This is a genomic window from Draconibacterium sediminis (genome assembly GCF_000949475.1).
Taxonomy (GTDB): Bacteria; Bacteroidota; Bacteroidia; order Bacteroidales; family Prolixibacteraceae; genus Draconibacterium; species Draconibacterium sediminis.
The window spans coordinates 2,303,658-2,328,462 of record NZ_JRHC01000001.1 but is presented as its reverse complement, the minus strand read 5'-3'; the positions used below and the strand labels follow the sequence as shown (position 1 = coordinate 2,328,462).

At 42.9% G+C, this 24,805-nt stretch carries 16 protein-coding genes; 4 read left to right on the top strand and 12 right to left on the bottom strand.

Annotated elements, in window-relative coordinates; genetic code table 11:
- Positions 1 to 1,935 precede the first annotated feature (1,935 nt).
- The 7 genes from LH29_RS09070 to LH29_RS09040 form a co-directional block, all read right to left on the bottom strand.
- Positions 1,936 to 4,359 carry an ABC transporter permease gene (locus LH29_RS09070; protein WP_045027952.1) on the bottom strand — a complete coding sequence of 808 codons (2,424 nt, stop codon included), beginning with the start codon at positions 4,357 to 4,359 and terminating at the stop codon, positions 1,936 to 1,938.
- A 976-nt stretch (positions 4,360 to 5,335) separates the two neighbouring features.
- Positions 5,336 to 6,037: a hypothetical protein gene (locus LH29_RS09065; RefSeq protein ID WP_045027949.1), complete on the bottom strand. Its 702-nt coding sequence runs from the start codon at positions 6,035 to 6,037 to the stop codon at positions 5,336 to 5,338.
- A gap of 240 nt (positions 6,038 to 6,277) precedes the next feature.
- On the bottom strand, positions 6,278 to 7,822 hold the full coding sequence (locus LH29_RS09060) for a flavodoxin domain-containing protein (protein ID WP_045027947.1): 1,545 nt from the start codon (positions 7,820 to 7,822) through the stop codon (positions 6,278 to 6,280).
- 2 nt (positions 7,823 to 7,824) lie between these two features.
- Positions 7,825 to 9,111 (bottom strand): PepSY-associated TM helix domain-containing protein, encoded by a 1,287-nt coding sequence (locus LH29_RS09055; RefSeq protein WP_198152383.1) that lies wholly within the window; start codon positions 9,109 to 9,111, stop codon positions 7,825 to 7,827.
- Between the two features lie 147 nt (positions 9,112 to 9,258).
- Positions 9,259 to 10,488, bottom strand: coding sequence for a DUF4374 domain-containing protein (locus tag LH29_RS09050; RefSeq protein ID WP_045027945.1), 1,230 nt, complete (start codon positions 10,486 to 10,488; stop codon positions 9,259 to 9,261).
- Between the two features lie 24 nt (positions 10,489 to 10,512).
- Positions 10,513 to 12,945 (bottom strand): TonB-dependent receptor, encoded by a 2,433-nt coding sequence (locus LH29_RS09045; RefSeq protein ID WP_082063506.1) that lies wholly within the window; start codon positions 12,943 to 12,945, stop codon positions 10,513 to 10,515.
- A 208-nt stretch (positions 12,946 to 13,153) separates the two neighbouring features.
- Positions 13,154 to 13,663, bottom strand: a complete 510-nt coding sequence (locus LH29_RS09040) for a hypothetical protein (RefSeq protein WP_045027942.1) — start codon at positions 13,661 to 13,663, stop codon at positions 13,154 to 13,156.
- Between the two features lie 296 nt (positions 13,664 to 13,959).
- Here LH29_RS09040 and LH29_RS09035 point away from each other — a divergent pair, with 296 nt between their 5' ends.
- The gene (locus LH29_RS09035; RefSeq protein ID WP_045027940.1) at positions 13,960 to 14,733 is read left to right on the top strand and encodes a class I SAM-dependent methyltransferase; all 774 of its coding nucleotides are present in this window, start codon (positions 13,960 to 13,962) and stop codon (positions 14,731 to 14,733) included.
- Positions 14,734 to 14,808: 75 nt separating this feature from the next.
- On the opposite strand, the gene LH29_RS09030 is transcribed toward LH29_RS09035, so the two are convergent.
- Both LH29_RS09030 and LH29_RS09025 read right to left on the bottom strand, forming a co-directional pair.
- Complete coding sequence (locus LH29_RS09030) at positions 14,809 to 17,019, bottom strand: DUF748 domain-containing protein (RefSeq protein WP_045027938.1); 2,211 nt, start codon at positions 17,017 to 17,019, stop codon at positions 14,809 to 14,811.
- A gap of 23 nt (positions 17,020 to 17,042) precedes the next feature.
- On the bottom strand, positions 17,043 to 18,119 hold the full coding sequence (locus tag LH29_RS09025; RefSeq protein ID WP_045027935.1) for a BamA/TamA family outer membrane protein: 1,077 nt from the start codon (positions 18,117 to 18,119) through the stop codon (positions 17,043 to 17,045).
- A gap of 188 nt (positions 18,120 to 18,307) precedes the next feature.
- Here LH29_RS09025 and LH29_RS09020 point away from each other — a divergent pair, with 188 nt between their 5' ends.
- Positions 18,308 to 19,903, top strand: a complete 1,596-nt coding sequence (locus LH29_RS09020; protein WP_045027933.1) for a YfcC family protein — start codon at positions 18,308 to 18,310, stop codon at positions 19,901 to 19,903.
- Positions 19,904 to 20,395: 492 nt separating this feature from the next.
- Here LH29_RS09020 and LH29_RS24255 read toward each other — a convergent pair whose 3' ends face one another.
- Positions 20,396 to 20,566, bottom strand: a complete 171-nt coding sequence (locus tag LH29_RS24255) for a DUF362 domain-containing protein (RefSeq protein ID WP_082063502.1) — start codon at positions 20,564 to 20,566, stop codon at positions 20,396 to 20,398.
- A gap of 204 nt (positions 20,567 to 20,770) precedes the next feature.
- On the opposite strand from LH29_RS24255, the gene zupT reads away from it, so the two are divergent.
- Positions 20,771 to 21,595 (top strand): zinc transporter ZupT, encoded by an 825-nt coding sequence (gene zupT, locus LH29_RS09010; RefSeq protein ID WP_045027928.1) that lies wholly within the window; start codon positions 20,771 to 20,773, stop codon positions 21,593 to 21,595.
- Here the strand turns inward: zupT and LH29_RS09005 are convergent.
- Both LH29_RS09005 and LH29_RS09000 read right to left on the bottom strand, forming a co-directional pair.
- Positions 21,578 to 22,759 (bottom strand): glycosyltransferase, encoded by a 1,182-nt coding sequence (locus LH29_RS09005; protein ID WP_052670704.1) that lies wholly within the window; start codon positions 22,757 to 22,759, stop codon positions 21,578 to 21,580. The genes zupT and LH29_RS09005 overlap by 18 nt on opposite strands.
- Positions 22,760 to 22,831: 72 nt before the next feature.
- Positions 22,832 to 23,428 (bottom strand): OmpH family outer membrane protein, encoded by a 597-nt coding sequence (locus LH29_RS09000; protein ID WP_045027926.1) that lies wholly within the window; start codon positions 23,426 to 23,428, stop codon positions 22,832 to 22,834.
- Positions 23,429 to 23,713: 285 nt separating this feature from the next.
- On the opposite strand from LH29_RS09000, the gene LH29_RS08995 reads away from it, so the two are divergent.
- The gene (locus tag LH29_RS08995) at positions 23,714 to 24,625 is read left to right on the top strand and encodes a proline dehydrogenase family protein (RefSeq protein ID WP_045027923.1); all 912 of its coding nucleotides are present in this window, start codon (positions 23,714 to 23,716) and stop codon (positions 24,623 to 24,625) included.
- The last annotated feature ends 180 nt before the right edge of the window (positions 24,626 to 24,805 follow it).

Here is a 24,805-nt window from a genome sequence, read left to right as displayed (position 1 = left end):
TTTCTTCCCAGGGGCCCTATCAACGCAATGAATCTTCTCTCTGTGACCGGGTTATGAGGCACTAAAATAACATTTGTTTACATAAAATAAAACATAACAAGGAAAAAGTTGAGAAACCAGCTGCGAGCTTCTAGCTAGGAGTTGGTGGAGAAGTAACACAGGCACCACCTCCCCACTGATTCCGTTGCACTACATCAGCGGTACTCCTCCTCAAAGGAGGAGAAATCTTTGTCTTGATAATTTCCCCTCCTCTCAGGAGGGGTGGCAGCGACATTAAACACTGTCATGAATAAAAAATATCCTTTCGCTGACGGGGTGGTTAAACAGATTACTTCGCTACGCTCGTAATGACAGGCGCTGTTTATGGCATCAGGGCAGCGGACAGTGGTAAATCGTGCCGGGATTAAATCATTCATTGTCCGCTGCCGCCCATGACTAACAAACAATGTCATTGCGATCCGCCAGCTGGCGGAGAAGCAATCTTTTCCTCGTATAAGGATTCGCGTGCTGACAGATTTTTTTGCACCGTCCTTCAGGGCGGTGATATAGGAGAAAATAGCGTGCAGGCTTTAGCCTTTAATGAGAATATTAATGGCTAAAGCCTTTCTTGTTCTCACAAAAATACACCGGGCTAAAGCCACGGTGCAAAAAAGTATTTCAAAGTAATATTGAATAAGGATGAAAGAAGCTAGTAGCCAGAGGCTAGCGGCTAATAGCTTCCCTCAATCTCATGTAAGTTACAAGACACAAGTTGCAAGTTACAAGTTGCAAGGTAAAGTAGTTGCAAGGTACAAGTAGTAGGCAGTTGGCAAAATAGCAGTTGGCAATATTCCAGCTTGTAAGATTGCTGCTGAATTGTTTATTTCGCCCTAAGGGCCAACGAATAATTGTAACCTTTAATCGATAATAACGTGAAAGCAGATGTATCTGACGTGTAAATCATAATTGAATTACGAAATGGCGATAAATAATACGTCCAATATTCCCAAAATTATCTTGATTTTATCGGTAGTAGTGGTCATTTACTGGGCGGTGACGTCACGTGTCGATTTATCGGGTATTAAAGGCTCCGACATAGTTTTCGAGATCCTCTGGCTCCCAATGCTGGCAGGATTGTTTGGGCTTCTAATCACTACTTTGATGTTGTGGATAAAAACAAAATTTAACCTTCGATCACTTTATCTGTATTCTTTTTTAATTCTGCTGGGTTCCATTCTATGGTTTACGCTTGGATAGAATGACTTTCGGCAGATTAGATTGTTTCTCCTTCCGTCGGCTGATGGATCGTGTCGCAATCGCGAGGGAGGAACGACCGTGGCAATCCAACACCATGCGAGAGGATTCAGGCGAAGGCAACAATTTTGCACCGTCCTTCAGGGCGGTGATATAGGAGAAAATAGCGTGCAGGCTTTAGCCTTTAATGAGAATATTAATGGCTAAAGCCTTTCTTGTTCTCACAAAAATACACCGGGCTAAAGCCACGGTGCAAAAAAATATTTCAAAGGATTATCGATTAAGGATGAAAGAAGCTAGTAGCCAGAGGCTAGCGGCTAATAGCTTCCTTCAATCTCATGCAAGTTACAAGACACAAGTTGCAAGCTGCAAGTTACAAGTTGCAAGTTGCAAGTTACAAGTAGTAGGCAGTTGGCAAAATAGCAGTGGGCAATTTTACAAAGCTACTGCTCATTAAAGCATTAAATCATTCACGCATTTAAGCATTCCAATATTCAGTCCTTCAATCTCATTCAATCTCCATCAATCTTAAAATCAATCTGCGACAAGTAGGCAGTTGGCAAAATCGCAGTAGGCAATTTCACAATGCTATTGCTCATTAAAGCATTAAATCATTCACGCATTTACGCATTCCAACATTCAGTCCTCCAGTCCTTCAATCCTTCAGTCCCTCAATCCCTCAATCCTTCAGTCCTTCAATCCCTACTCATACCTCAAGGTATGCGCCGGGTTAATCCGCAGAGTTTGCAGTGTTTTATAACTGATGGTAAGCAGCGCAATGGAAATGGCGGCAATAAAACCAACAATAAACTCGAGCGCTCCGAGATGGATGCGGTAATAATAGTTATGCAGCCAGTTGCTGGCCACCCAGTAAATAAGCGGACTGGCCACCAAGGTTGACACACAAACCAGGATAACGATTTCTTTCGAAATAAGGTAAAAAATACTGTAACCCGAAGCTCCCAGTGCTTTGCGTACACCCACTTCCTTGGTGCGTTGCTCAACGGTAAACGAGGTAAGTCCGAACAAACCGAGTGCGGCAATAAAAATCCCCAGGATGGCAAATACCACCGATAGTTTGGCGTTTTGCCTTTCGGATTTATACATGTGCGCAAAATCTTCGTCCATAAAAAAGTAACGCATCGGGTTGTTGGCCGCAAATCGTTTCCAGCTTTCTTCAATCTGGTTAATGGCCGAGGCCGGTGCATCGGTATTAAATTTCACCGAAATATACCCCCAGTTATTGTCGGCTTCCTTAAAGCGCATTACATAAGGGCCTATACGATCGTGCAGCGATTTAAAATGGAAATCGTTACACACCCCGATAATGGGCATAAATTTTTTATCACCCTCATCGGAAAACGGAACAATAAAGCGGGTTTGCGTGTAATCGCCGATACCAAACTCATCAATGGTTTTCTGATTCACCACACAAGCTTCGTTATCGGCACCAAACCCGCGGTTGAAAAAGCGGCCTTTGTTTAGTTCCATGCCGTAGGTTTCCAGAAAATCGTAATCAACATAAGCGGTTTGCATCAGGTAGGTTTGCCCGTCGTGGCCTTCCAACATATAACCGTTGTTGTTATTGTTGTGCCCCGGAACAGCCGTTGATGCCGAAACATTCTGCACACCCGGTATTTTCAGAATTTCCTGTTTAAAGGCTTTTACCTGGTCGCCAACAGATCCGGCACTTTGAATAACCATTAAGCGGTCTTTCCCAAAACCAACATCTTTATTTACCATGTAGGTTAGCTGGCGGTACATAATAATGGTTCCCACAATAAGAATAATGGAAATAAGAAACTGTACCGACACCAGGATGCGGCGTAGTTTTCCGTTTTTTGCCCCGTCGCGAAGTTTTCCGCGCAACACCGTATTGGGATTAAACGACGAAAGATAAAAGGCCGGGTAAGCACCTGCCACAAAACCCACAAACAAGGCAAAAAGTATAAGAAGGGGAATGTAGTAGAAATGTTCGATGATATTGAACCGCACCTGCGTATCGAAAACGTCGTTAAAAAACGGCAGCGACACAAAAACAATGGCCACAGCCAGAATGAGTGCAATAAACGAAATCAAGGTTGAATCGGTAAGAAACTGCAGAATAAGCATTCCTTTTGATGATCCGCTCACCTTTTTCACCCCAATTTCTTTGGCGCGTTTTGTGGCCTGTGCGGTGGAAAGATTCATAAAATTGATGGAGGCAATAACGATGATAAGAATAGCCACACTGCTGAAAATAACCAGGTATTTGGGGTCGGTGGCAGGTTTTACTTCGTGCTCGACCTCGGGCATAAGGTGTATTTTTGTTAATGGCTGCAGGTGATAATTGTAACGGTTGCCCTGCGCCAGAAAATCCTCGAGCATTATTCCCAATAGTTCCTGCACCCGCGGCCCAACGTATTTTTCAATCAATCCCGGGAAACGTGCCTCCACACTCTCGGGCGAGGTATTGGGTTTTAGCAACACATAAGTGGAGAAACTGTTGTTCATCCATTCGGGATCGTCGGCTCTGTTGTTGGTCATAAACGACGTGAGGATATTGGCATTTAAATGCGTTTCCTCCGGGAAATCGGCCATTACTCCGGTTATGCGGTACGGATCTTGCCCCGTGTTTACCCGCACCATTTTATTTATCGGATCTTCGTTGCCAAAGATCTTTTTAGCGGTAGATTCCGACAGCACCATGGTATGGGGTTCATTCAACACGGTTTTGCTGTCGCCCCGAAGCAAAGGAATGGAGAACAGCTGGAAAAAGGTAGAGTCCACCTCGGCAAAATCGTCGATTACAAAAGCGATATCTTCCCTTTTTACAACGGCTTCGCCCCAGTTATTTAAGCGGCAGAATTTTTCCACCTCGGGGAATTCATCGGCCATAGTTGGCCCCAGTATCGATGCCGAATAAGAGGCATTCACTTCCTGTTCGCCAATCTTACCGTCTAAGTTTACCCGGTAAATACGGTCTTTGTTTTCGTGGTACTGATCGTAACTTAACTCGTGGATAATAAAGAGTGCGATAATAATACTGCAGGCAATACCAATGGCCAAACCCAGAATGTTGATGGCAACGTATCCTTTTTGCTTTTTCAGCGCCCGCAAGCTGTGTTTCAATAAGTTTTTAATCATGTTTTCAATAGCTTTAGTTTTCCGGAGATGAATGGACCGGATATTTTAAAGACGCACGAAGTTGTTGTTGGTTACATGGTTATGAAAGATTATTGATGAAGGATGAAGGATGAAAGAAAGCTGCGAGCTTCGAGTCGCTAGTCATTGGTCATTGGTCATTGGGCACTGGGCACTGGGCATTGGTCAGTGGGCATTTGCTGACGGGGGTATAAACCGGAACTGTCATTGCGAGGGAGCAACGACTGTGGCAAGATGAGTGAAAGGATGATTGATAAAGGATGAAGGATGAATCAAGGAAAAAGGAGAAAGGCAAAAGGAGGAAGGATTAAAGACAGCTGCGAGTCGCGAGCTACGAGTCGCTAGTCATTGGTCATTAGTCATTGGTCACTGGGCACTGGTCACTGGCACTGGTCATTGGGCACTGGGCATTTGCTGACAGGGATATAAACCGGTACTGTCATTGCGAGGGAGGAACGACTGTGGCAAGCCGAATGGAAGGATGATTGATTAAGGATTAGGGATTAAAGAAAGCTACGAGTTACGAGCTGCGAGTCGCTAGCTGCTAGAGATTGCTTCTACCGATTCGCTTACTCATCGGTATCGCAATGACATCAAACCGAGTGAAGTAAGGGCAGCGGACAGTAATGAATCGTACCGGGATAAATAAATTCATTGTCCGCTACTGAGTTTCACCCGGGAAAAAGTCATAGCGAGGGAGGAACTACTGTGGCAAGATGAGTGAAAGGATGATTGATAAAGGATGAAAGATTAATTGGAGCTGCGAGTTACAAGATGCGTCAGCCGACGGATCGGAGGATTTATGAATGGCAAAGTATTTTGAAGTAAAAAGATCAATCCCTCTAAATCGCCCTTCCCAAGGGGAACGGCACTGTGAAACTCGTCCTAATATATCAGAAATGAAACATTTCAACTTCTTAGTATCGAAAAGCAACAAGATTTTTTTTTGGGAGATAGTCTATTCGTTTGGGTAAAACTTATCCAGGTATTCGCGTACCAATTGTGCAACATCCCAATAATCGATAAACTTAAAATTTTTAGTCGACCACGATCGTTTGTATTGTTTCCACAATGAACGCACTTCATCGTCGTTTAAGCTCTGATTAGCGGTTAATTCGAGGTTTATAAATATGAATTCGAGAATTTCATAAACGTCCTTTTTGTTATTGTCGGGATTAAAATCAACATTTATCGTTCCTCCTTTATCATTTATCTCCTTTTTTAAACGAATAATATAGGTGTAAAATTCAAATTCAATGCTCGATCGCTCGTTCATGCACATTTCCAGTTCCGAAATAATATCTTCACACACTTTGTCCGGATCTGCCGTTCCCTCCCATTCGTTGTCACCTTCTTTTACCCGCTGTGCTTTTAACAGTAATGTTGTATCAGTGGTATATTCTGAATAATGAGATTCCCATACCTTTGTTATCGCATTTTCCAGCGTCGCATTTGTTTTATCCGGTTTCAGAAACTCGGTTATACCAAAAAACACCGCCATTAACAAGGAGACAACCAGAAACCATTTAATGGTGTTTAAAATGGGCTGACGCGCATCATCATTGCGGTCTTGTTCCTTTAACAGCAATTTGGTTGAAAGAGCAAAAAGGATAGCGCATAATCCAATAGCTCCATATTTGAGTGCATCTATAAATTCCATGCTTTTTCTATTTATAGCGCAGGATTGATTTGTAATCCGGGCTTGTATTGCAATTTAACTATAAGTTGCTTAATAGAAAAGTGTATGATTGATTTACCCGCTACTTTTTAAGATTTATTTCTTTAAGCTGGGGCAAGCCAAGTGAGAGGATGAAGGATTAAAGAAGCTGCAAGACACAAGTTGCAAGTTACGAGTTGGCCATCTCTTCGGTTTTCCAACTTCCGACTCCCAACTTTCCACTCAATAACAACTCCAGTGATACCGTCCGGAAGATTTAAAAATTTCCCAGGCTGCGGAATCCGGAAAGATTTGCTGCAGGGCTTTTTCAACGCCCTCGCCCATTGCTTTTGAGCCGCAGACATAAACATGCGCACCGTGATTGATAAAGGCCGCTAATTCGTGGTGTTTTTCCAGTAGCCAATCCTGCACATACATTGGTTTTTGCTGATTACGCGATTCCACAGCATCGAACAAAAAGTTGCCGTGCTGTTGACTTATTGCACTGAATTCGGAGTAGTAGCGATTTTCGTGATGATGCAGCTGCTCTCCCCAAAGCAACCAGGCGTTTGCAGGGAAATGCTGTTGCTCCAGCTCGTGAACAAAGGCGCGAAATGGTGCCACTCCGGTTCCGGCGGCGATCATAAGTATCGGAGTATTACTATCGGCCGGCATGTGAAAATCGGGATTTGCTGCCAGGCGAAAACGAATTGGACTTCCCGGCGTACTACTTTCGTTTAACCAGCTGGAAGCTGCTCCCAAATGTTTTTTACCGTTGAACTGAAAACGTACGGTTTTTACCATCAGATCAATTGGTGTTTCGGCATTGGGCACGCTGCTTATCGAAAACTGCCGGATGCGGATTGGAGGCAACAACGAAAGCAGCTTTTCGCCGGAAATTTCTGCCGGAAAATCGTTAAGCAGATCAAGTACATTTGCATTTTTCAGATAGGTATTCAACGCCTCATTTTGAGTAAGCAATTCAGCCAGCGATTTATTTAATGTCGCTCCGGCATAAGCCTTTAACAATTGCCGATTTACGCGTGTAATTTCTTTTTCTGTTGCAAAAGCAGCTGCCAGTTGTGGTGCCTCTAACTTTTCGCAAAGCGCCAGAACCAGATCTGCAGGATTTTCAGGAATTACATCCAGCAGATCGCCACTTTTATAATTTCCGGCTGCTTCCGGGCATTCAAATTCCAGGTGATAAGTGGAATTGTTTTCGGCATCTACCGATAATACCTCACGCTGCTTTAAGGTGCCGTTGTACCATTTTGAGCTTTCCAATTCGATCTCATCTGTCAATTCCTCTCCCTTTTTTAGTCGGGTCAGCACCTCTTTTATCCACTCCACTGCCGGCTGTGCAAACTCTTCGTCGCAATCTTTTCGTGGCAGTATTTCTTTTGCGCCCAGCTCCAGTAAACGACTCTCCAATGTTTTTCCGGCCTCACAAAAGCTGTCGTAGCTTGAATCGCCCAAAGCACAAACGGCAAACTGCAGTTGTTCCAAACCTGGCATATCAGCTGCCTGTAACTGCCTGTAAAACTTCCTTGCTTTTACCGGTGGCTCACCATCGTCGTGCGTGCTTACCACCAGCAACGCTCGCTCCACATCTTTTAATTGTTGCGGTTTAACTTTCGACATGCTGCTCACCCGGTGCTCAATATTTTGCCGGATCAGCTGCTTCGCCAGTTCTTCCGCCACAGTTTTTGAGTTGCCCGATTTTGTGCCGTACAAAACCATAAGCGGCGCCGATTCTGCCGGATGCGAAAAGAGATTTTTGAAAAACATATTTACAGCTTCGATTGTAACAAATGCGCTTGCCGATTACTTTTTCTGCGTTTGTTGTACCACACAAAAAATCCGGTAACCGGCAAGCTGGCACTCACCAGTCCCAGTATAAAAACGAGTATTTTTCCGGGCAGCCCCCAGATTGCCCCGGTATGGAGATCGTAATTCATATGATCGAGCTTATCGGCAAAACCGGCCTCATCGTATTTTTCCACTTCCAGTAGTTCTAAGGTGTAACGATCGAAAAAATACTCATCGTGATGGTAATAGCGCCCCTGGTGTTTATACAAAACCACTTCAATGGCATCGTCGGCCTCACGCAATTGCGGCGTCATATAAATGCGTTTTGGATCCGGGTATTGTTCCAGTGCCAGATAAAAAGCCCTGTCGATGGCCGGAATGCTATCAGCAGTTACCGAAGAAGCCGGCTGAACAATGGAGTGCGGATGCTCATGCGCAGCTTTGCTCTCCCCTCCTGATGCCACGTAATAAACGCCATGTTCGAACCACTTAAAACTCCACACCAGGCCGGTGCAGGCGATGATCAGCAGAAACAAGGCTGCATAAAACCCGGGAACATTGTGCAGGTCGAGGTTCAGCCGTTTCCACCCTGCCGACCATTTTATACGGAAACTCCTTTCGCGGTTTTTGGCGTTCCATTTCACCGGCCACCACATAATAATTCCGGTAATCAGCAATACCACAAACAGCAGAACTCCGATTCCCACCACCGGTTTTCCGATTGCCGGCGGGAGCCATAGGAAACGGTGTCCTTTTATGATGAACTGAAAGAAATTAAAACCACCATGCAAAACTCCTTCCTTTTTGTGCAGCATTTCCCCTGAATAAGGATCGAGAAATACAACGCCAAAATCCATCTTGTCGTTTTCGGTATAATAAAACCCCACAGCAGCTGCGCCCGTTTCGTCTTCGTATGTCAATCCCGACGGTGTTTTCCCCGGCATGTAAAACGAGGCAGTGTCAACCAGTTGACTGGGTGGTACAAAAGCCTGGTCTTTTGCTTCAACCGTTCGCCACGGTTCCACGGCTTTCATTATTTCGTTTTGAGAAACATAGATGCAGCCGGTTATACTCACAATAAAAACGATTAGGCCTGAGGCTAAACCCAGCCAGAGATGTAACTTTCGAACAAGCGCTTTCCAGTTTTGCATGCTTTGCAGTAATTTTTTAATGTTTCGAATCAATAGTTGAGCTCGTAATTGATAGCTGATTTTTCTCCCTTCTTCACCTCGATCCTGAAGGAAGAAAGCGAGAAAATCCTTGATCATCCTTTAGGCTTTGAGGTAAAATCAAGGGTTTTGCCCTAAAATGTTGTTCAACTTTTGATTCGCATGAATTTTAAAAAGGGATCTCCATGCCCCACATAGCGGAACACGGAGATCAGTTTATGAACTACAAGTGTTTTTAGTGTCAAATTAAAATTTAAAGAAACCGGCAGTGAAATTGGCCTGCACTTCGGCCCCTTTTGTTGCCGTGTAATTTACCGGATCGATTTGATAGACATATGAATTTACATCTTCAGGAACAACCATGTAAATGTGCTGGCCATCGTATAAACTTGTTGATGCCAGTTTACGACCCAATCCTGAATGCTCCGGCACTCCGCTGATATAATCAATTGTTTTTGCCGAAAGATCAAGAACAGCGGGTTTTAACGGACCATCTGCCCATGCCGACTGCTCGCTTCGTTTCGCGGTATTCATTTCAACAAAAACTTTGTTGTTGCCCAAATAAACAAGGTGCGCTGTCGTCAGGCTGTCGGTAACGGTATTAAAATCGAAGATGTAGTTGCTGTCGAATTCGCTGTCGCCACTGTTAATACGCAAAATCGCAGGATCTTTTGTAAACTGGCTAAATCCATTGGCAGGATTGGTATGCGACAAGGCATACACATTCCCGGTTTCGTCTTTTATCAATCCTGATTTTGTACCAAAACCTCCGATCGGGCCGGTACGATCGTCTTCAATAACTTTTACAAACTGCAACCCGGGATAGCTAAAAACAGCTACCTGAGCCACATCGGTGTGCGCGGTGGTGTATGTGGTTGGGTCGCTGATGTAAAAACTTACAAACAGGAAATCGCCACTTTGTACCATTCCCGAATACGACGGGCCGGATTGATCTGTAATTTCAGAAACGGCAGTACTTACCGAGCTTTCGGCAGTTACTGTTTCAGCATTAATACGATGCAGTGTAATCACATCCGACGATGATGCCATTTCAATCGCCAATAACATTCCGTCTTCAGCTTCCACAACGTCCTGCAGGCTATTGCCAAACGACGAGTTTCCTCCGGTTTCCACCAGTTCGCCATCGGTATTTTTTTCCAGTGCAATAATATCGGTCAGCTCAAAACCTCCGGTGGCATAAATACGATCGTCCACCTGATTGTAGGTATAATACCCCAAATGATCGATGCCCTGCCCAACAGCCGAAAGGCTTCCGCTCATTACATCTTCGAACAACACGGTGTAATAAGTGTAATTTCCTTCGGTGCCCTGGTAAGCCAGGCTTAAAGCATAATTTGCTTCGCCGGTAATCATTTCCGGCACTTCGTTCTCATCGCTACAAGCGCTAAACAACAGCGTTCCTGCTGCCAGTAAAGCAGTCATGGTTAATAGGGGTAATAGTTTTACTCTTTTCATATTTTTGAATTTTTATTGAATATTCTAGATCGTATACCGGAGCTTGATGCTAAACGAGCGTCCGGGTTTTTGTAAGTAATATTTGTCGTAAAGTTTTTCGTTGAATAAATTGCGGCATTCGGCGGCAATGTTGTATTTACCGTTCTGTAGCGAATAGCTGAGTTCGATATCGTGTGAAACCTGGCGCGGAATGATATACTTGTCGCTGCCGGCCCCGAGTTCAGTCCAGGTTAAAAAGTATTTCTCCACAAAATTTACAAAGTAGTTGACGTTTAGCGTTGAACCATCGACCAGCACATTTTTAGCCGTTGCTCCTGCATTAAAATTGGCAAACAGATACGGTTTGTTAGGCAAACGAAAACCATAGTGGTAATTGGTTTGCCAGCCTGATCCGGTGTACGACTCGTTATAGATCAGCTTTGCACGGTCGGTAATATCCTGGTAAGTTACATTGGCTCCAGCGTGGAAAACGTCTTTCCAGGCGTATTGCAGATTTCCTTCTACGCCCAGCACACGCGTGTCGCTGAGGTTATCGTAACGTGTTTGCGGACTGGAAACCGTAACAACGGTATAGATCAGGTCTTTTGCCTCGCGGTAGATCAAACTACTTCCAACCGACAAATGATGATTACCCAATTTTTGTGTGCTAAACGCTGCTCCCAGGTTGATATTATCGCTTTGCTCCGGCCCGAGATCGGGATTGGCCTCCACAAACAAACCGTCGCCAAAAATTTCTTCGGGCATGGGCATTCGGGCAGTATGCTCGTACGAGAATTTCAGCTGCAATTCCGGCATCACAAAATAGCTGGTCGCCAGTCCGTAGCCAAAGTTGAACTGTTTGTTATCCACCGCCTCAACACGCTGGGTTTCCATTGCAAAATCGAACAGTTTTGAGGTAGCGGCATGAATGTGATACATTTTTCCAAACAGCGTGGTACTCCATTTATTATTCAAATCGAATTTGTAAGCCAGGCCAAGTACCTGTTTTGTCAGATCTTTAGGAAAACGGTTGGCCGGCTCGTCGGGGTGCTCCGTGTCGTGTGCTTTTCGGTGAAAATAATTCAATGAGTAATTTAATGCCAGCGAACTGCGGGTACTCAATGCATAACCGGCATTTAGCTGGGTATTAAAATCAGTTTCGTCAAGTGTGGTGAAAGTGCGGTAAAACTCCCCATCTGTCGACCGCTCACCATTGGATGTATAAATTATCGATTGTTCTCCCAGCCAGTTGTATCGCACCCCCTGCAGCGTGTCGATCACTTCCGACCGGCTCCGGTTCAGGGCACTGTACAGGCTTACATCCAATCCTTCGGTCAGCAAATCTTTTTTATTGTAGCGCAATGTGGGCATCACCGATTGGCTGTTCCGAACAATACCGCCGTAAACGGTATTCATGGTAGCGCCGTGCTGCACCTGCTTGTCGTTTGCCGAAAGCATAAAGCCCAGTAGTAACTGGTCGGCAAATGATTTATCCACCAGTCCGGTTTCCAGTTTTAACGAACCGGAGCGGTAACGATCGTGAAAACGACGCACCCAGGCCGTATCCACAACCGTATTGTTTTCCACAATTCGCGCCCATACTTTATAATGGTTGTCGGAATAATTGTAAAACAAATTGCCGCGGAAGGTAAATCCTGTTTCTTCGTTGGTATAAGCGCCATTCAACGACGCACGATGGGTGTTAAACGATCCGTAAGCATAGGATGCATCGAGATAATTATTGGTGCGGTTGGTAATGATATTCACCGCTCCACCCAATGCATCGGTACCCAGCCAAACCGGCACCACGCCTTTGTACACGTCAATTCGCTCGATCATATTTACCGGCAGATCGCCCAGTGTCATCGATCCGGCGTTATCCATCGGAATTCCGTCCATAAAAAACTTCACCTGGTCGCCGGAAAAACCGTTTAGCGTAAAACTCAGGTCGGAGCCCAAACCGCCTTCCTCCTGAATACGCACACCGGGAATTCGATCTAATACAGATTTTGCATCGCTTGTGCTGTTGAACAATTCTTTGGTAGATACCGAAGAAACCTGGTAGGCCTGCTCAATTACACGCCGTGTAGCGGATTTCCCACTCACCACCACATCGTTGATCATGTAATTTTCAGGCACCAAAACCAGTTGCAAGGCAGGCGACTTTTCGTCTTTTACCTGTACTTCCCGGTTGAGCGATTGAAAACCGATGCAGCTCACCTGCAACTTATATGTACCGGATGAAATATTTTGAAAAGTGAATTCCCCGTTGATATCGGTGGTTACACCTTTATTGCCCGGATTAAGAACCAGATTCACTCCCGGCAATGTTTCGCCATCAGCCGTTTGAACAATTCCGGCGAGCTCCACCTTTTCGGCAGATTGCGCCCAAACATTTTGCTGCAAAAGCAAAACCACCGACAAGCTCAGCAGGATATTTTTTAAAAAATTATTTCCAGAAATTGTTTTTACCCTCATTGTTTTCACGAATTCTATCAAAGTAGCGTTCGCAAAAATAGAGGGATACAAAAGGGTGCACAATCCCCTATTGTAGTGAAATCAGGTGTTGCCACAGATCGGACAGGCAGCACTTACATACCACATAAAAGAAAGATTGCCAGCATATTACCGGCAACGAATTTAATATTTTCAGAATTTTGCATCCCCTGTTTTGGGGATTATGTTATTACAGGCCAAAACCGATGTGTAATCCCATGCTTAAATGCACGTGCTCGAAATTATAACCCAGCTCTACCATTGGTCCCATGTGGATATTACCGACCTGGAAATCGTAGGCTGTTTCGAAGTGCAGGGCGAAGTTTTTCTCCTCCCAGTCTTCGCCTTCAAAAGCAATTCCGGGCGTTAAGGCAAAATGAAGCCGGTCAATAGGTGTATAACTACCAACCACTCCAATGGTGTTATGGGTATGTTCATCAAAAATTCGTTCGTAGGCCAGTCCCATTCCAAAATTCGAATGACCGATATTTCTGACAACATGAATATGCAAACCATAACTAAGCTCTTCTTCTCCGAAGAAATACACGAGAGAATTTCCAATTCCTATTTCGGTTTTGTGTCCGTGTGTATGGTCGTGGTGTTCATGATCATCATGATCGTTGTGCTCCTGGGCGTTAACATTCAATACATAAAACAGGACAATAATGCCGCTAAACAAACTATAAAAACTTTTCTTCATTTTCTAAATCATCTTACTATCCAAACAGTCTCAGTCCAACATATAAGTTTGAAAAATGTTGAGTGTTGTTTACTTTTTTGCGAAAATAACTAATTTTAAACCTGTAAAACTTTTGCATGTTTAAAATTAATTTGGATTCCGTGAAGTAAATAACCTTTGGCAGCCGGCCTTTGGTTATCCATTCGTTAATCGCTGACAGTTTCCTGTCAGTGGTAATTTTTATATCTTTTTATTTGAAACCGCCTAAAACCCAAAAACGATACAAATGAGTGGTTTTTGGCACAATATTTAAAAAAATGAGTAACGATAATTCATCTATACACGATTTCGATTTAGGTTTAATTTGCGAATATTTTTCACTCCTCGAACGCCAGGGGCCGGGAAGCCCGGAAGTAACCATTAAAGCTTTGAGTTTTATTGACAAGCTTGGCAAAGAAGCAAAGATTGCTGACCTGGGCTGTGGTACCGGCGGGCAAACCATGATTTTAGCGCAACATACACCGGGACAAATAAAGGGGCTCGACCTCTTCCCCACTTTTATCGACCTGTTTAACAAAAATGCACAGAAGCACAATCTGCAGGAGCGCGTAAAAGGGATTGTTGGTTCGATGGATCAGCTGCCTTTTCAGGCGGAAGAATTGGATTTAATCTGGTCGGAAGGTGCCATTTACAACATTGGTTTTGAGCGCGGCCTGCGCGAGTGGAAAGCGTTTCTGAAACCGGGAGGATACGTAGCGGTGAGTGAAGCATCGTGGTTTACCGAGGAGCGTCCTCAGGAAATACAGGATTTTTGGATGGATGCTTATCCCGGCATCGATACTATTCCGAATAAAGTGGCACAAATGCAGCAAGCCGGTTATGTACCCGTGGCATCGTTTATTTTACCCGATAACTGCTGGATCGAGTATTTTTACAAGCCACAAATCAGGGCACAGGAAACTTTCCTAAAAGAACACGCCGGTAACAAAGCTGCCGAGGGTTTTATTGCCAACCAACGATACGAAGAAGAATTGTACCATAAGTACAAGGATCTTTATGGTTACGTGTTTTATATTGGAAAGAAGATTTAAGCATTTACAATAAAAAAGGATCGTTCCGCATTTTCGGGACGATCCTTCATTTATTTCATCAAACAGGTAATCAATCTACTGACCACTTTGAGAATCATCCAGGGGAGCCTCATCTTCTGCCAGTTTATATGAAATTTTGAATTGTGGACGGCTGCCAATATTCAGCACTTCATCTTCGTCGTATTCCAGCACACGAATCGTAGTTGAGTCGTTATGTTCGTGCAAATAACTATTTACCATTTGTATACGATTGTTTTCGCGGGAAATGATTACGCTGTCAACCTTTGTTTCGGGAGCAAGCAGGCGTTCGTAATCCTGCATCACCAGCGAATCGCGTTGTGTTTCATTTTTCAAATATTCGAGGTATTCTTTGTTGTTTCTTCTTGGGTTCTTACCTGTTTCTTTGGTGTAATTATCTTGAACAAGTTGTGCAGCAGCATCGATACGTTCCAACTTCCGGTCGTTCATATATTGCATCTCAATCAGCAGCCCCGGTTTTTGTTGTTCCAACTCCAGCAATAAATCGAGCGAACGATGTTGTTTGCGCGTTAATGTGGTATCGCTGTATGCCAGCGTAATTTCTTCCAGTTCTTTTGGATCGGCACCCAGCAAATTTCCAAGTGCCCTGAAAGGAGAGGATGCTATCTTTCCCATAAATCCTTTAAAAGTGTTCCATACAATTTTTCCCACATCGGTCCTTGGATCCGACAAATCGCCGGTTACCGGAATATCAAGGATTACATCACCATTTTTGTCTTTCAGAATAAACAAGGCAAGCTTTATTGGAATATCGTACAATCCTCCCGATTTTCGGCCCATTTCAACATTACGGATTACCAGTTCATTTTCGCTGTTCAGCTGTTTATTAATGATGGATGTTTTGTTGCGGTAATACATATCGCCAAATAAAATGGGCAGTCCGGCGTAGTGTTTCGAGTAAATATTAATATCGGGCAACTGAAAATCGGACAACACATAATTCAGCTCAATATGCTGAAACGGATCGTAAGGATTCAAACCCAGTTCAGCTTCCAGGTTGCCTCGTTTATTCAGTTTCATATTCGAATTAATCTCCAGCCAGTTGCTGTTTAGTGAGAGCGAATCCATATCGACATGCACCTGCGACAGTTCGTAGTTAAAAACCTCCTGCAAACGTTGATCGCTAAAATCGATAAGTCCATCATCAATCACAAGTTTATCGATTATAATATCGTAAGGTTCGTTTTCTTCGCTTTCAGTCGTGTCAGCAACTGTTTCAGCCTCCACCGGCACTATCATTTTTTCGAAGTTGGACAAGGAGTCGATCAAAGCAAAATATACATAAGGCCGGGTTATTTCGATTTTCCCAATTTCAGCCTGGTACAACAAGGGTTTCGAATGGCTTAAATCCAGCGTGGCTTTTGCTACTCCCAATACGTTTTTATCGTTCAGGTCAGTAAACATCAGGCTATCAACCACTGCATTTCCGCTCAACGAAAAGTTTGTCAGATCATTCTCATTTCCGTTAAACTTCGCCGTTGCATCAAGTGTTCCCTCCATTTTATTAAACTGCATGTACTCTTTGATATAGGGTAATGCGATGTTTAGAACCAGTTTGTTTAATTTGATATCGCCTGAAAAATTGCCCGTTTTCGAGTTATAATCAAAACCAGTGCTGATGCTGCCACCATGCCCGACATTAAACGCCAGATCGGCAGAACTTTCGTCGCCCCCCCAATATATTTGCGGAATCAGAAAACTTATGTCTTCCATTGCAACGTTATGATTTAGTTTGGTATCGGTGTAACTCACCGTTCCGTTCTTTATCTCCAGTAAGTTCAGGTTCAAACGGTACGGTTTTGCCTGCGTGGTATCTTCGTCGGCCTCTGCTTCTTCCGTATCAAAAAACTCAATGATATCGGAGAAATTAAATACCGTATCGGTTTGGATAACCTGCGAATAAGGATTTACCAGTTGAAATTGCTGCACATTTATTTCGTGTTTAAGAAAGCGAAGCGGTTTCAGGTTGAGTAAAAGCGTATCGAAACCTACAAAAACATCGGTATTGTTTTGTTCGTACATGGCCATATTAAACACCTGTAAAGTGGAAGTAAAATAATTGTACTTTATTTTTTCGATTGTGATTGTACGCCCTGAAAGTTCCGCGCCGTTTTTATTGATGTAATTTTTAATAAAATCCGGCGCCAGGGCCAGTGCTACCACTACAATCAAAGTCAATGCCAGCAATACTATCAACACAATACGCTTCCGTTTTCCGGTCTTTTGTTTTCCTTCTTTTGTTTCCATTCTGTGCAGCTGTTTCTAATCCATTAAAATGCTTCTCCTATTCTGAAATAAACTCCCCAGTCGTCTTTACCCAATGCAGCATCAAACCCGATGTTAAAATTGGCCGATTTAAAAGCCTGATAGCGATAGCCTACTCCAAATCCGGGGTATAAATCCCAGTCGAAATCTTTGGTTGGCGAGCCGTAAATGGTAGCCAAACCGGCAAAACCAACCAACCCCATTCTACTGGCAAAATTGTAACGGTATTCGCCCTGAATTGCCATTAGTCCATCGCCACGGTATTTAGCCTCCGAGTAGCCACGAATATCGTTACCACCAAGAACAACCTGCTGTTCGAAAGCAATATCGCCCAAACCAAAAGTACCCGAAAAGCGGGCAGCGAGAACATCGCGTCCGTCGTGAAAAGGAAAATACTGGTTGTACTCGGTAATAATTTTATTGGCTTCAATATCGTTGCCCATCCACTGCGGAAAGGAATTCCACTTTAAACGTATCTGATTTCCGTCGGTGGGATAATACACTTCGTTTCGGGTATCCCACAAAGCAATGTACTGCAACGAATGCGTATCAGTGGTTGCATCGGGAATTATCTCATCTTCGTATTTCGTAAAATGATGCGCATATGTATAGCTGATCCCCGCATAAAGCGTGTGCAATACTTTTCGCTGAAGTCCTATACTAATCAGTTTTGTCTTTGTTTTATAATCGTAAAATCCGGGCGTAATATCATAATCGTAGTAAAACTGCGAAATATGATTTCCGGTAGCCCCATATAATTGAATGCGCCAGGTGTCTTGCGCCAGGTGCCAGCGGTTAAAAAAGCCAATAAATTTTGATCCGTTGGTAGTAAAAACACCGGTAATCCCCGACAAGGATTTTGGAGAAATAGTATCGTTTGGGTTTAGCCGGTACATAGCCAGCGGAAGCACACCGTACATAAATTCGAGGTTACGGTTGTAACTCATATACGGCATCAGGTTAAAGTTAAAGTTTTTCTTTTCTTTTTCCTGTGCAACGGAAGTACTGTCGCTGGTAACGTTTTGACTATAACTACCAAATGCTGTTAACGATATGAGGAGTAAAATCAAATAGTTTCGCATTATTTCTAAGTGTGTCGTTTAAATTTACTTCTAACAATTTAAGAAAAATCAATCACATAAAAAGAACTTTTCATAATGTTTATCAGTATAGTAGTATCAAAATAGAATCCAGTCTCCCGATAGTTCAATTTTCGCTTTCGCCTGATCTGATATAAATTCTTATATTACGTTTTTTAAATCATTCATGCATGTTAAAAAAAGTTCCGCATACCTACGTCATCATATTTTTTCTGATTGTTTTTTGTGCTTTGCTAACCTGGATAATTCCCGGTGGTCAATTTGAACGCGAGAGTGTTGTCGTTAATGGTGTTGAACGCAGTGTAATACAAACCGGCTCGTTTCATAAAACCGACAGCCATTTGCAAACGTGGCAGGTTTTTTCGTCCTTTTTCGATGGCTTTTTAAGCACCTCGAATATAATTGCGCTTATTCTATTAATCGGTGGTTCGTTTTGGATATTGAACGACAGCAAGGCAATCGACATTGGTATTTACACTTTTCTGAAACGCTTAAAACGACTTGAGCGATCGAAAGTTCTTTCTTTTGTGGGTGTTCATAATATTGTACTTGTTTCCATAATGACCATCTTCAGCTTGTTTGGAGCCATTTTTGGCATGAGTGAAGAAACCATTGCTTTCACTATTATTTTTGTTCCGCTGGCCATATCAATGGGTTACGACTCAATTGTTGGTGTTTCGTTGTGTTTTATTGCTGCAGCTATGGGTTTTGCCGGCGCATTTTTAAATCCGTTTACCGTTGGTGTTGCGCAGGGACTTTCTCACATTCCTTTGTTTTCAGGTTTGGAATACCGAATACTGATGTGGGTTGTGATCAACTTTTTTGGCTTTGCGTTTATTCTTCGTTATGCCACCAAAATAAGAAAAGACCCGACCAAATCTGTTGTATACGAAAATGATGCATACTGGCGCTCGCGCAACGAAACCACAGCCATTAAAATTGAAAAGATAAAACCTGCTGCTGCCTGGTTTGCTCTGTCCATAATTTCTGTTGCACTTATCGTATTCTCCATCACTATCCCGCAAAGTTCAATAAGCATAGGCAACAATGTATTTTCTGTTCCGGCCATTCCGGTGGCTACGGTGCTTTTTATTGTTATGGGCGTTTTAACCCTGTGGAGGTCGGTGCAATATTTTATTTTAACCCTGCTCACGTTCACCATCGTTTTCCTGGTAATTGGTGTAATGGGCCATGGCTGGTATATTAAAGAAATTGCAACCATCTTTTTTGCCATGGGAGTTTTTGCCGGCATTGCGGCCAATAAATCGCCAAATACCATTACCAAACTTTTTTTGGATGGTGCCAAAGACATTCTTCCTGCGGCTATGATCGTTGGCCTCGCCCGCGGAATAGTGGTGATTCTTGAAGACGGACAAATTATTGATACCATCCTGTTTTATGTTTCCAATTCGATGCAAAATTTTGGAGAGGTTGGAACGGTAGGAATTATGTACCTGATACAAACCATGCTAAATGTGTTTATCCCTAGCGGATCGGGACAGGCGGCCTTAACCATTCCTATTATGTCGCAGATATCGGATTTGATTGGAATTTCGCGCCAGACTACCGTAGTAATCTTTCAACTGGGCGATGGTTTTACCAACATGATTACGCCTACAAGTGGCGTATTAATCGGGGTTTTGGGCGTAGCACGTATACCTTACGAAAAGTGGTTTAAATGGGCGGCTTCGTTTACCTTAATGCTAATAGTTATTGGCTTTTTATTGATCTTACCAACTGTTTTTATGGAGTTGAATGGGTTTTAAAGAATCATATTGAATTCCTGGTGGAGGATTATTCTAACTACGCCTGAGAATTGCGGCGCAAACGATCATTCAGTTTCAAAGAACTTAATGGTTGCGCCTTTGATGTTCACCGATCTTTAACCCGGGGCGAAACTCTTCCGAATGCTATTCGGAATCGTATGCCCCGGGCTAAAGTAAATCGCACTTTCAGCGCTCAATGCTTATCATGCATTTTAACCTACAGCGCTGAAAGTGCTGTTTAATTCAGCCTTGGGCAAAGCTAATTGCCAACAGGCAATTGCATCGCCCAAGGAAAATATGTTATATATTATAAAAGGCGCAAGTACAGAAGTTAATTGAAAAGCAGACCTCTCGGCGCCGCATATCTGTAGAAAATAAAAATAGCAATCCACCGGATTTTCAATGTGATCCCTTTTAAAAGTAATCTGCGCTAACAATAGGGCATAAAAAAAGCCCGCATAAGCGAGCTTTAATGTCTTTATGCTGAGCGGACTATTCTTCAATAGCAATTGCCTCAACCGGACAAACTTCTGCGCATGAGCCACAGTCAGTACAAAGCTCTGCATCAATGGTGTAGATATCACCTTCTGCAATAGCGTCAACCGGGCACTCATCGATACAAGTACCGCATGCGATACATTCGTCTGAAATTTTGTATGCCATAACAATGAATTTTAAAGTTAAACATTCTCGTTTTCAGCAAAAGTACAAAGTTTGATATAAAATCAAAGTTGAAAAAACATTTTATTCACATGTTTTACAAAAACCGCCCCAAAACAATTAATATTCAACACATTACTACCTATACACATATTAATATTCAATTAATCTTCTTTTTGTTAATTTTGCTATTACAATTGGAAAACAATGGAATCAGCTAATATACTTCTTGCACTTTCCCTGACTTTGTTTGCCGGCCTCTCAACCGGTATCGGCAGTGCTATTGCATTTCTGGCAAAACGCACTAACACCAAGCTTCTTACGTTATCGCTGGGATTCTCTGCGGGAGTTATGATCTACATTTCCTTTGTCGAAATCTTTCAGGAAGCCAGAGAAAGTCTTATTCACCATTACAACGAATTTGAAGGAACATTATACACTGTAATCGCTTTTTTTGGAGGTATGTTGCTAATTGCCCTGATCGATAAATTTATACCCAATTTTGAAAATCCACACGAAATTCGGGGGATTGAGGAGATGGACAATAAAAAAGCGGCGTACAAGTTTAACCGCCTCTACCGCATGGGCTTAATGACTGCCCTGGCGGTAGGTGTACACAACTTTCCGGAAGGGATTGCCACATTTATGTCGGCCATCACCGATCCGGCTCTGGGTGTTGCCATCGCCATTGCTATAGCCATTCACAACATTCCTGAAGGAATTGCCGTTTCGGTGCCGATTTATTACGCCACCGGCAGTCGTAAAAAGGCTTTTTTCTATTCCTTTTTGTCCGGGCTGTCAGAACCAATAGGAGCTCTGCTTGCCTATTTTTTGTTAATGCCGTTTATGAACTCGGGAAACCACGAAGTAATTTTTGGTGTAATTATGGCCGGGGTTGCCGGAATTATGGTATTTATTTCGCTCGATGAATTGCTTCCTTCTGCCGAAGAATACGGTGAGCACCACATAGCTATTTACGGGTTAACGGGCGGAATGGTAGTGATGGCGATCAGTTTATTGTTCCTGATTTAGCAGATCAACCTGCTTTTGCAGATCAGCTTTCTGATAAAATTTTTCGTGGGCGAAATTCAGAAACTTCAGGATTTTAAAGGCATTGAATTTTTGGAAGAAACGTACCTGAAAAGTTTCCAAACGCGAACAATTGTTGTTTAAATCCTCCAGCTCAATACTAAATTTATCCAGCTCAAGAAATTCCTTTACTGGCTTATTTAAATCGTTCAAAAACTCCAAATAATCGTTTGGATGAATTTTAAATAAACGAACTTTTTGAGCAAAAAACTGATGCAGGTTTTTAAACGCTTCGAAATTGTATGTAAGTGTCAGGTCCTCCTCCCCTTTCATCCATTTTTGCAAAATTGGGCCGGTACCAAAAGGCACCCGGTTCGATAATCGTGCCGACGGATAAACTTTTGTGGACGTGATTTCTCCAACCCGGCCAATCTGTACCAGGTTTTGCAGGAAGTAAAAATCTTCGCCAGCCTGTCGCCTGTTCATTCCTCCACGTTTAACGTAAGCTTCAGCTTTTACGGCAAAGGCCGAACCAATAGTGAACAGCGAATACGGATATCCGGAATAATGAAGTGCCCTTTTGTAATAATCGAGGTACAGTTCGTAAAGCTCAATCCCCTCGCGGTGTTTTTCATCCAGTTCTTGTTTTTGATGTTCAAAAGCCAGTGTAGCGCCTACCTGTTTCGGGTGTTCCCTGAAATACCTCTCAATCTCAACCAGATAGTTTTTTGCCACCAGCGTATCGGCATCCAACGACACCAGAATTCCATCTTTGTTATCGTTGAGATTAAATCTGCTGATGGCTTCATCCATTCCCCTTTTGCGCGCCAATCCGGCTCCTGCCCATTTCTTTTTCAGGTTTATGGGGCCAACAGCATAAAACCGAATGCCTCTTTTTTGGTGCGCTGCAATCCATTTATCCGCCTCAGCCTTTGTTTGAGAATTTAAGCGGATGGTTTCTTCGTCCGCTGCCTCCGATTGATTGATAAGCAGAATTACTTCAACCATACACCCCGGCAAATCACATTCATTCAGCGAGTTCAAAGTTTTCGTCAACTCCGTTTCGCGCAAACACGGAATTACAACAATTATTCCCGGCGCTGCTTCGGGCAACTCGTTGATGAGGATTTTGTGCTGATTCTTTTCCAGGTATTTATCGGCGAACATATGACAAAGCTAAAATAAAAAGCAAAAAAAATCCGGGCGCTAACCCGGATTTCCCTATATGCTTATGTTGTATTATTCTGTTTTTGTGGCTTCGTATTCTTCGTTTAATGCCTTTAAAACATCGGCGGTAATATTATTTACCTCTGGCCCAACTAATACGTTTGCACCATTTAAAATGTAATCGTAACCGGCTTTTTCGTTGTAACGATCCAGGTAATCCATCATATTGTCCAGGATTTTGTTGTTGTTGTCCTGCTGGATTTTAGCCAGCTTAGTCGACAGCTCCTGATCAAGTTTTTGAATTTCCTGCTCTTTACCCAATAAACGATCACGTTCCTGAACGGCACGTTGTTCAGTCAAAAAGCCCCCGCGCTGAAGTTTTTCCTGGAAAGCAGCTGCTTCCTTTTCAAACGACTGGCGTTTAGTTCCGTACTCAGTAGTATAAGCCTCCTGTTGTTTGGTAAACTCATCGTGCAAATCTTGCGATAAGGTGTAATTTAAAAGTACCGAATCGGCTTTAATATAAGCGATTTTCAAATCGCCGCCCGTTCCGGCAGCTGCTTTAATTGGTGTTCCTTCACTGGCGCCGTTACCTGTAAAATGTAAAACGTACAAAACTGCAACTGCAACAAAAAGCACTACACTAACTACTAACGATGTTCCTTTCATCTTTTTTATTTTTTACTTCATCAATATACTGAATTTAAGTCGCGCTACGGGCAACTGTAATCTTCAATAAATTTTTAGGTTCAACTTTTTAAATCCCGACAAAGATACTTTTTTAGCGGAAATGCCCTACTCTAATTAACAATTTTTTCATGTTATTAATAATCAATAAGTTCTATAAAAAAGCTGCCTAAAATCATGATATGCCAATGATAAACGTCATTGCACGAGGGGAGTCTCGCATAGTATTTTTATGCTGCGAAAAATAGTATTTACCTAAATTATAAAATGTTGAATAAGTTAATAGCAAATATGCTGCCTTACATGCCCAAAAAACTGGTTTGGGTTTTCTCGAAAAGGTACATTGCAGGCGAATCGATGGAGGAAGGTTTGCTTGCCTCAAAACTATTGAATGAAAAGGGAATTGAAGTTACGGTTGATATTTTAGGTGAATTTATTACCAGACTTGATGAAGCAGAAAAAAACCGTGACGAATACCTGGAAGTGATTGAGCGTTTTACTTCGGAGAATGTAAAAGGTAACTTCTCGATAAAACCCACCATGTTTGGGTTGCTTCTGGATAAAGAGGTGTGCTACAACCTGCTTCGCGAAGTGGTTCAGTTCGCTGCGCAAAAAGATTCTTTCATTCGTATTGATATGGAAGACTCGCAATGTGTTGATATCGAATTGGATATTTTCCGCCGTTTAAGAAAGGAATTTCCCAAACATGTTGGGTTGGTGCTTCAGGCGTATTTACGCCGTACCGAAAGTGATTTGGTTGCACTGAACGACCTGAACAACGCCAATTACCCGATCAGTTTCCGACTGTGTAAAGGAATTTACGTTGAACCCGAAAACATTGCTTTTAAAGAATACGAAGAAGTTCGCAAGCATTTCCTGAAGGACTTGAAATACATGTTCGAAAATAAAATGTACGTGGGAATTGCTACTCACGATAAATACTTGGTTGAGGAATCGATGAAGATGATCGGGGAAATGAATATCCCGAAAAATATGTACGAATTCCAGATGCTGTACGGGGTAACACCCGAACTGCGCCAGCTGATCGTCGACAACGGGCACAAAATGCGTGTGTATGTTCCGTTTGGCGAAAAATGGTTTAACTATTCAACCCGGAGATTAAAAGAAAATCCAAAAATGGCTCAACATATAATTAAGGCACTTTTTATAAGGGGGTAATTTTTAGGAGTTAAACGGAAAAGGATGGCAGTGCCATCCTTTTTTTATGCTTTTCCTGCAACAAACTCACATCCTTTTGAGGTCAACGTTAAAGCTGTTTTCCCTTTCTAAGGGAAAATGTCGACAGTTGAGCTTGCGAAATCCCGTACTTTACGTCGGGAACAAAAGGGTAATGAGACA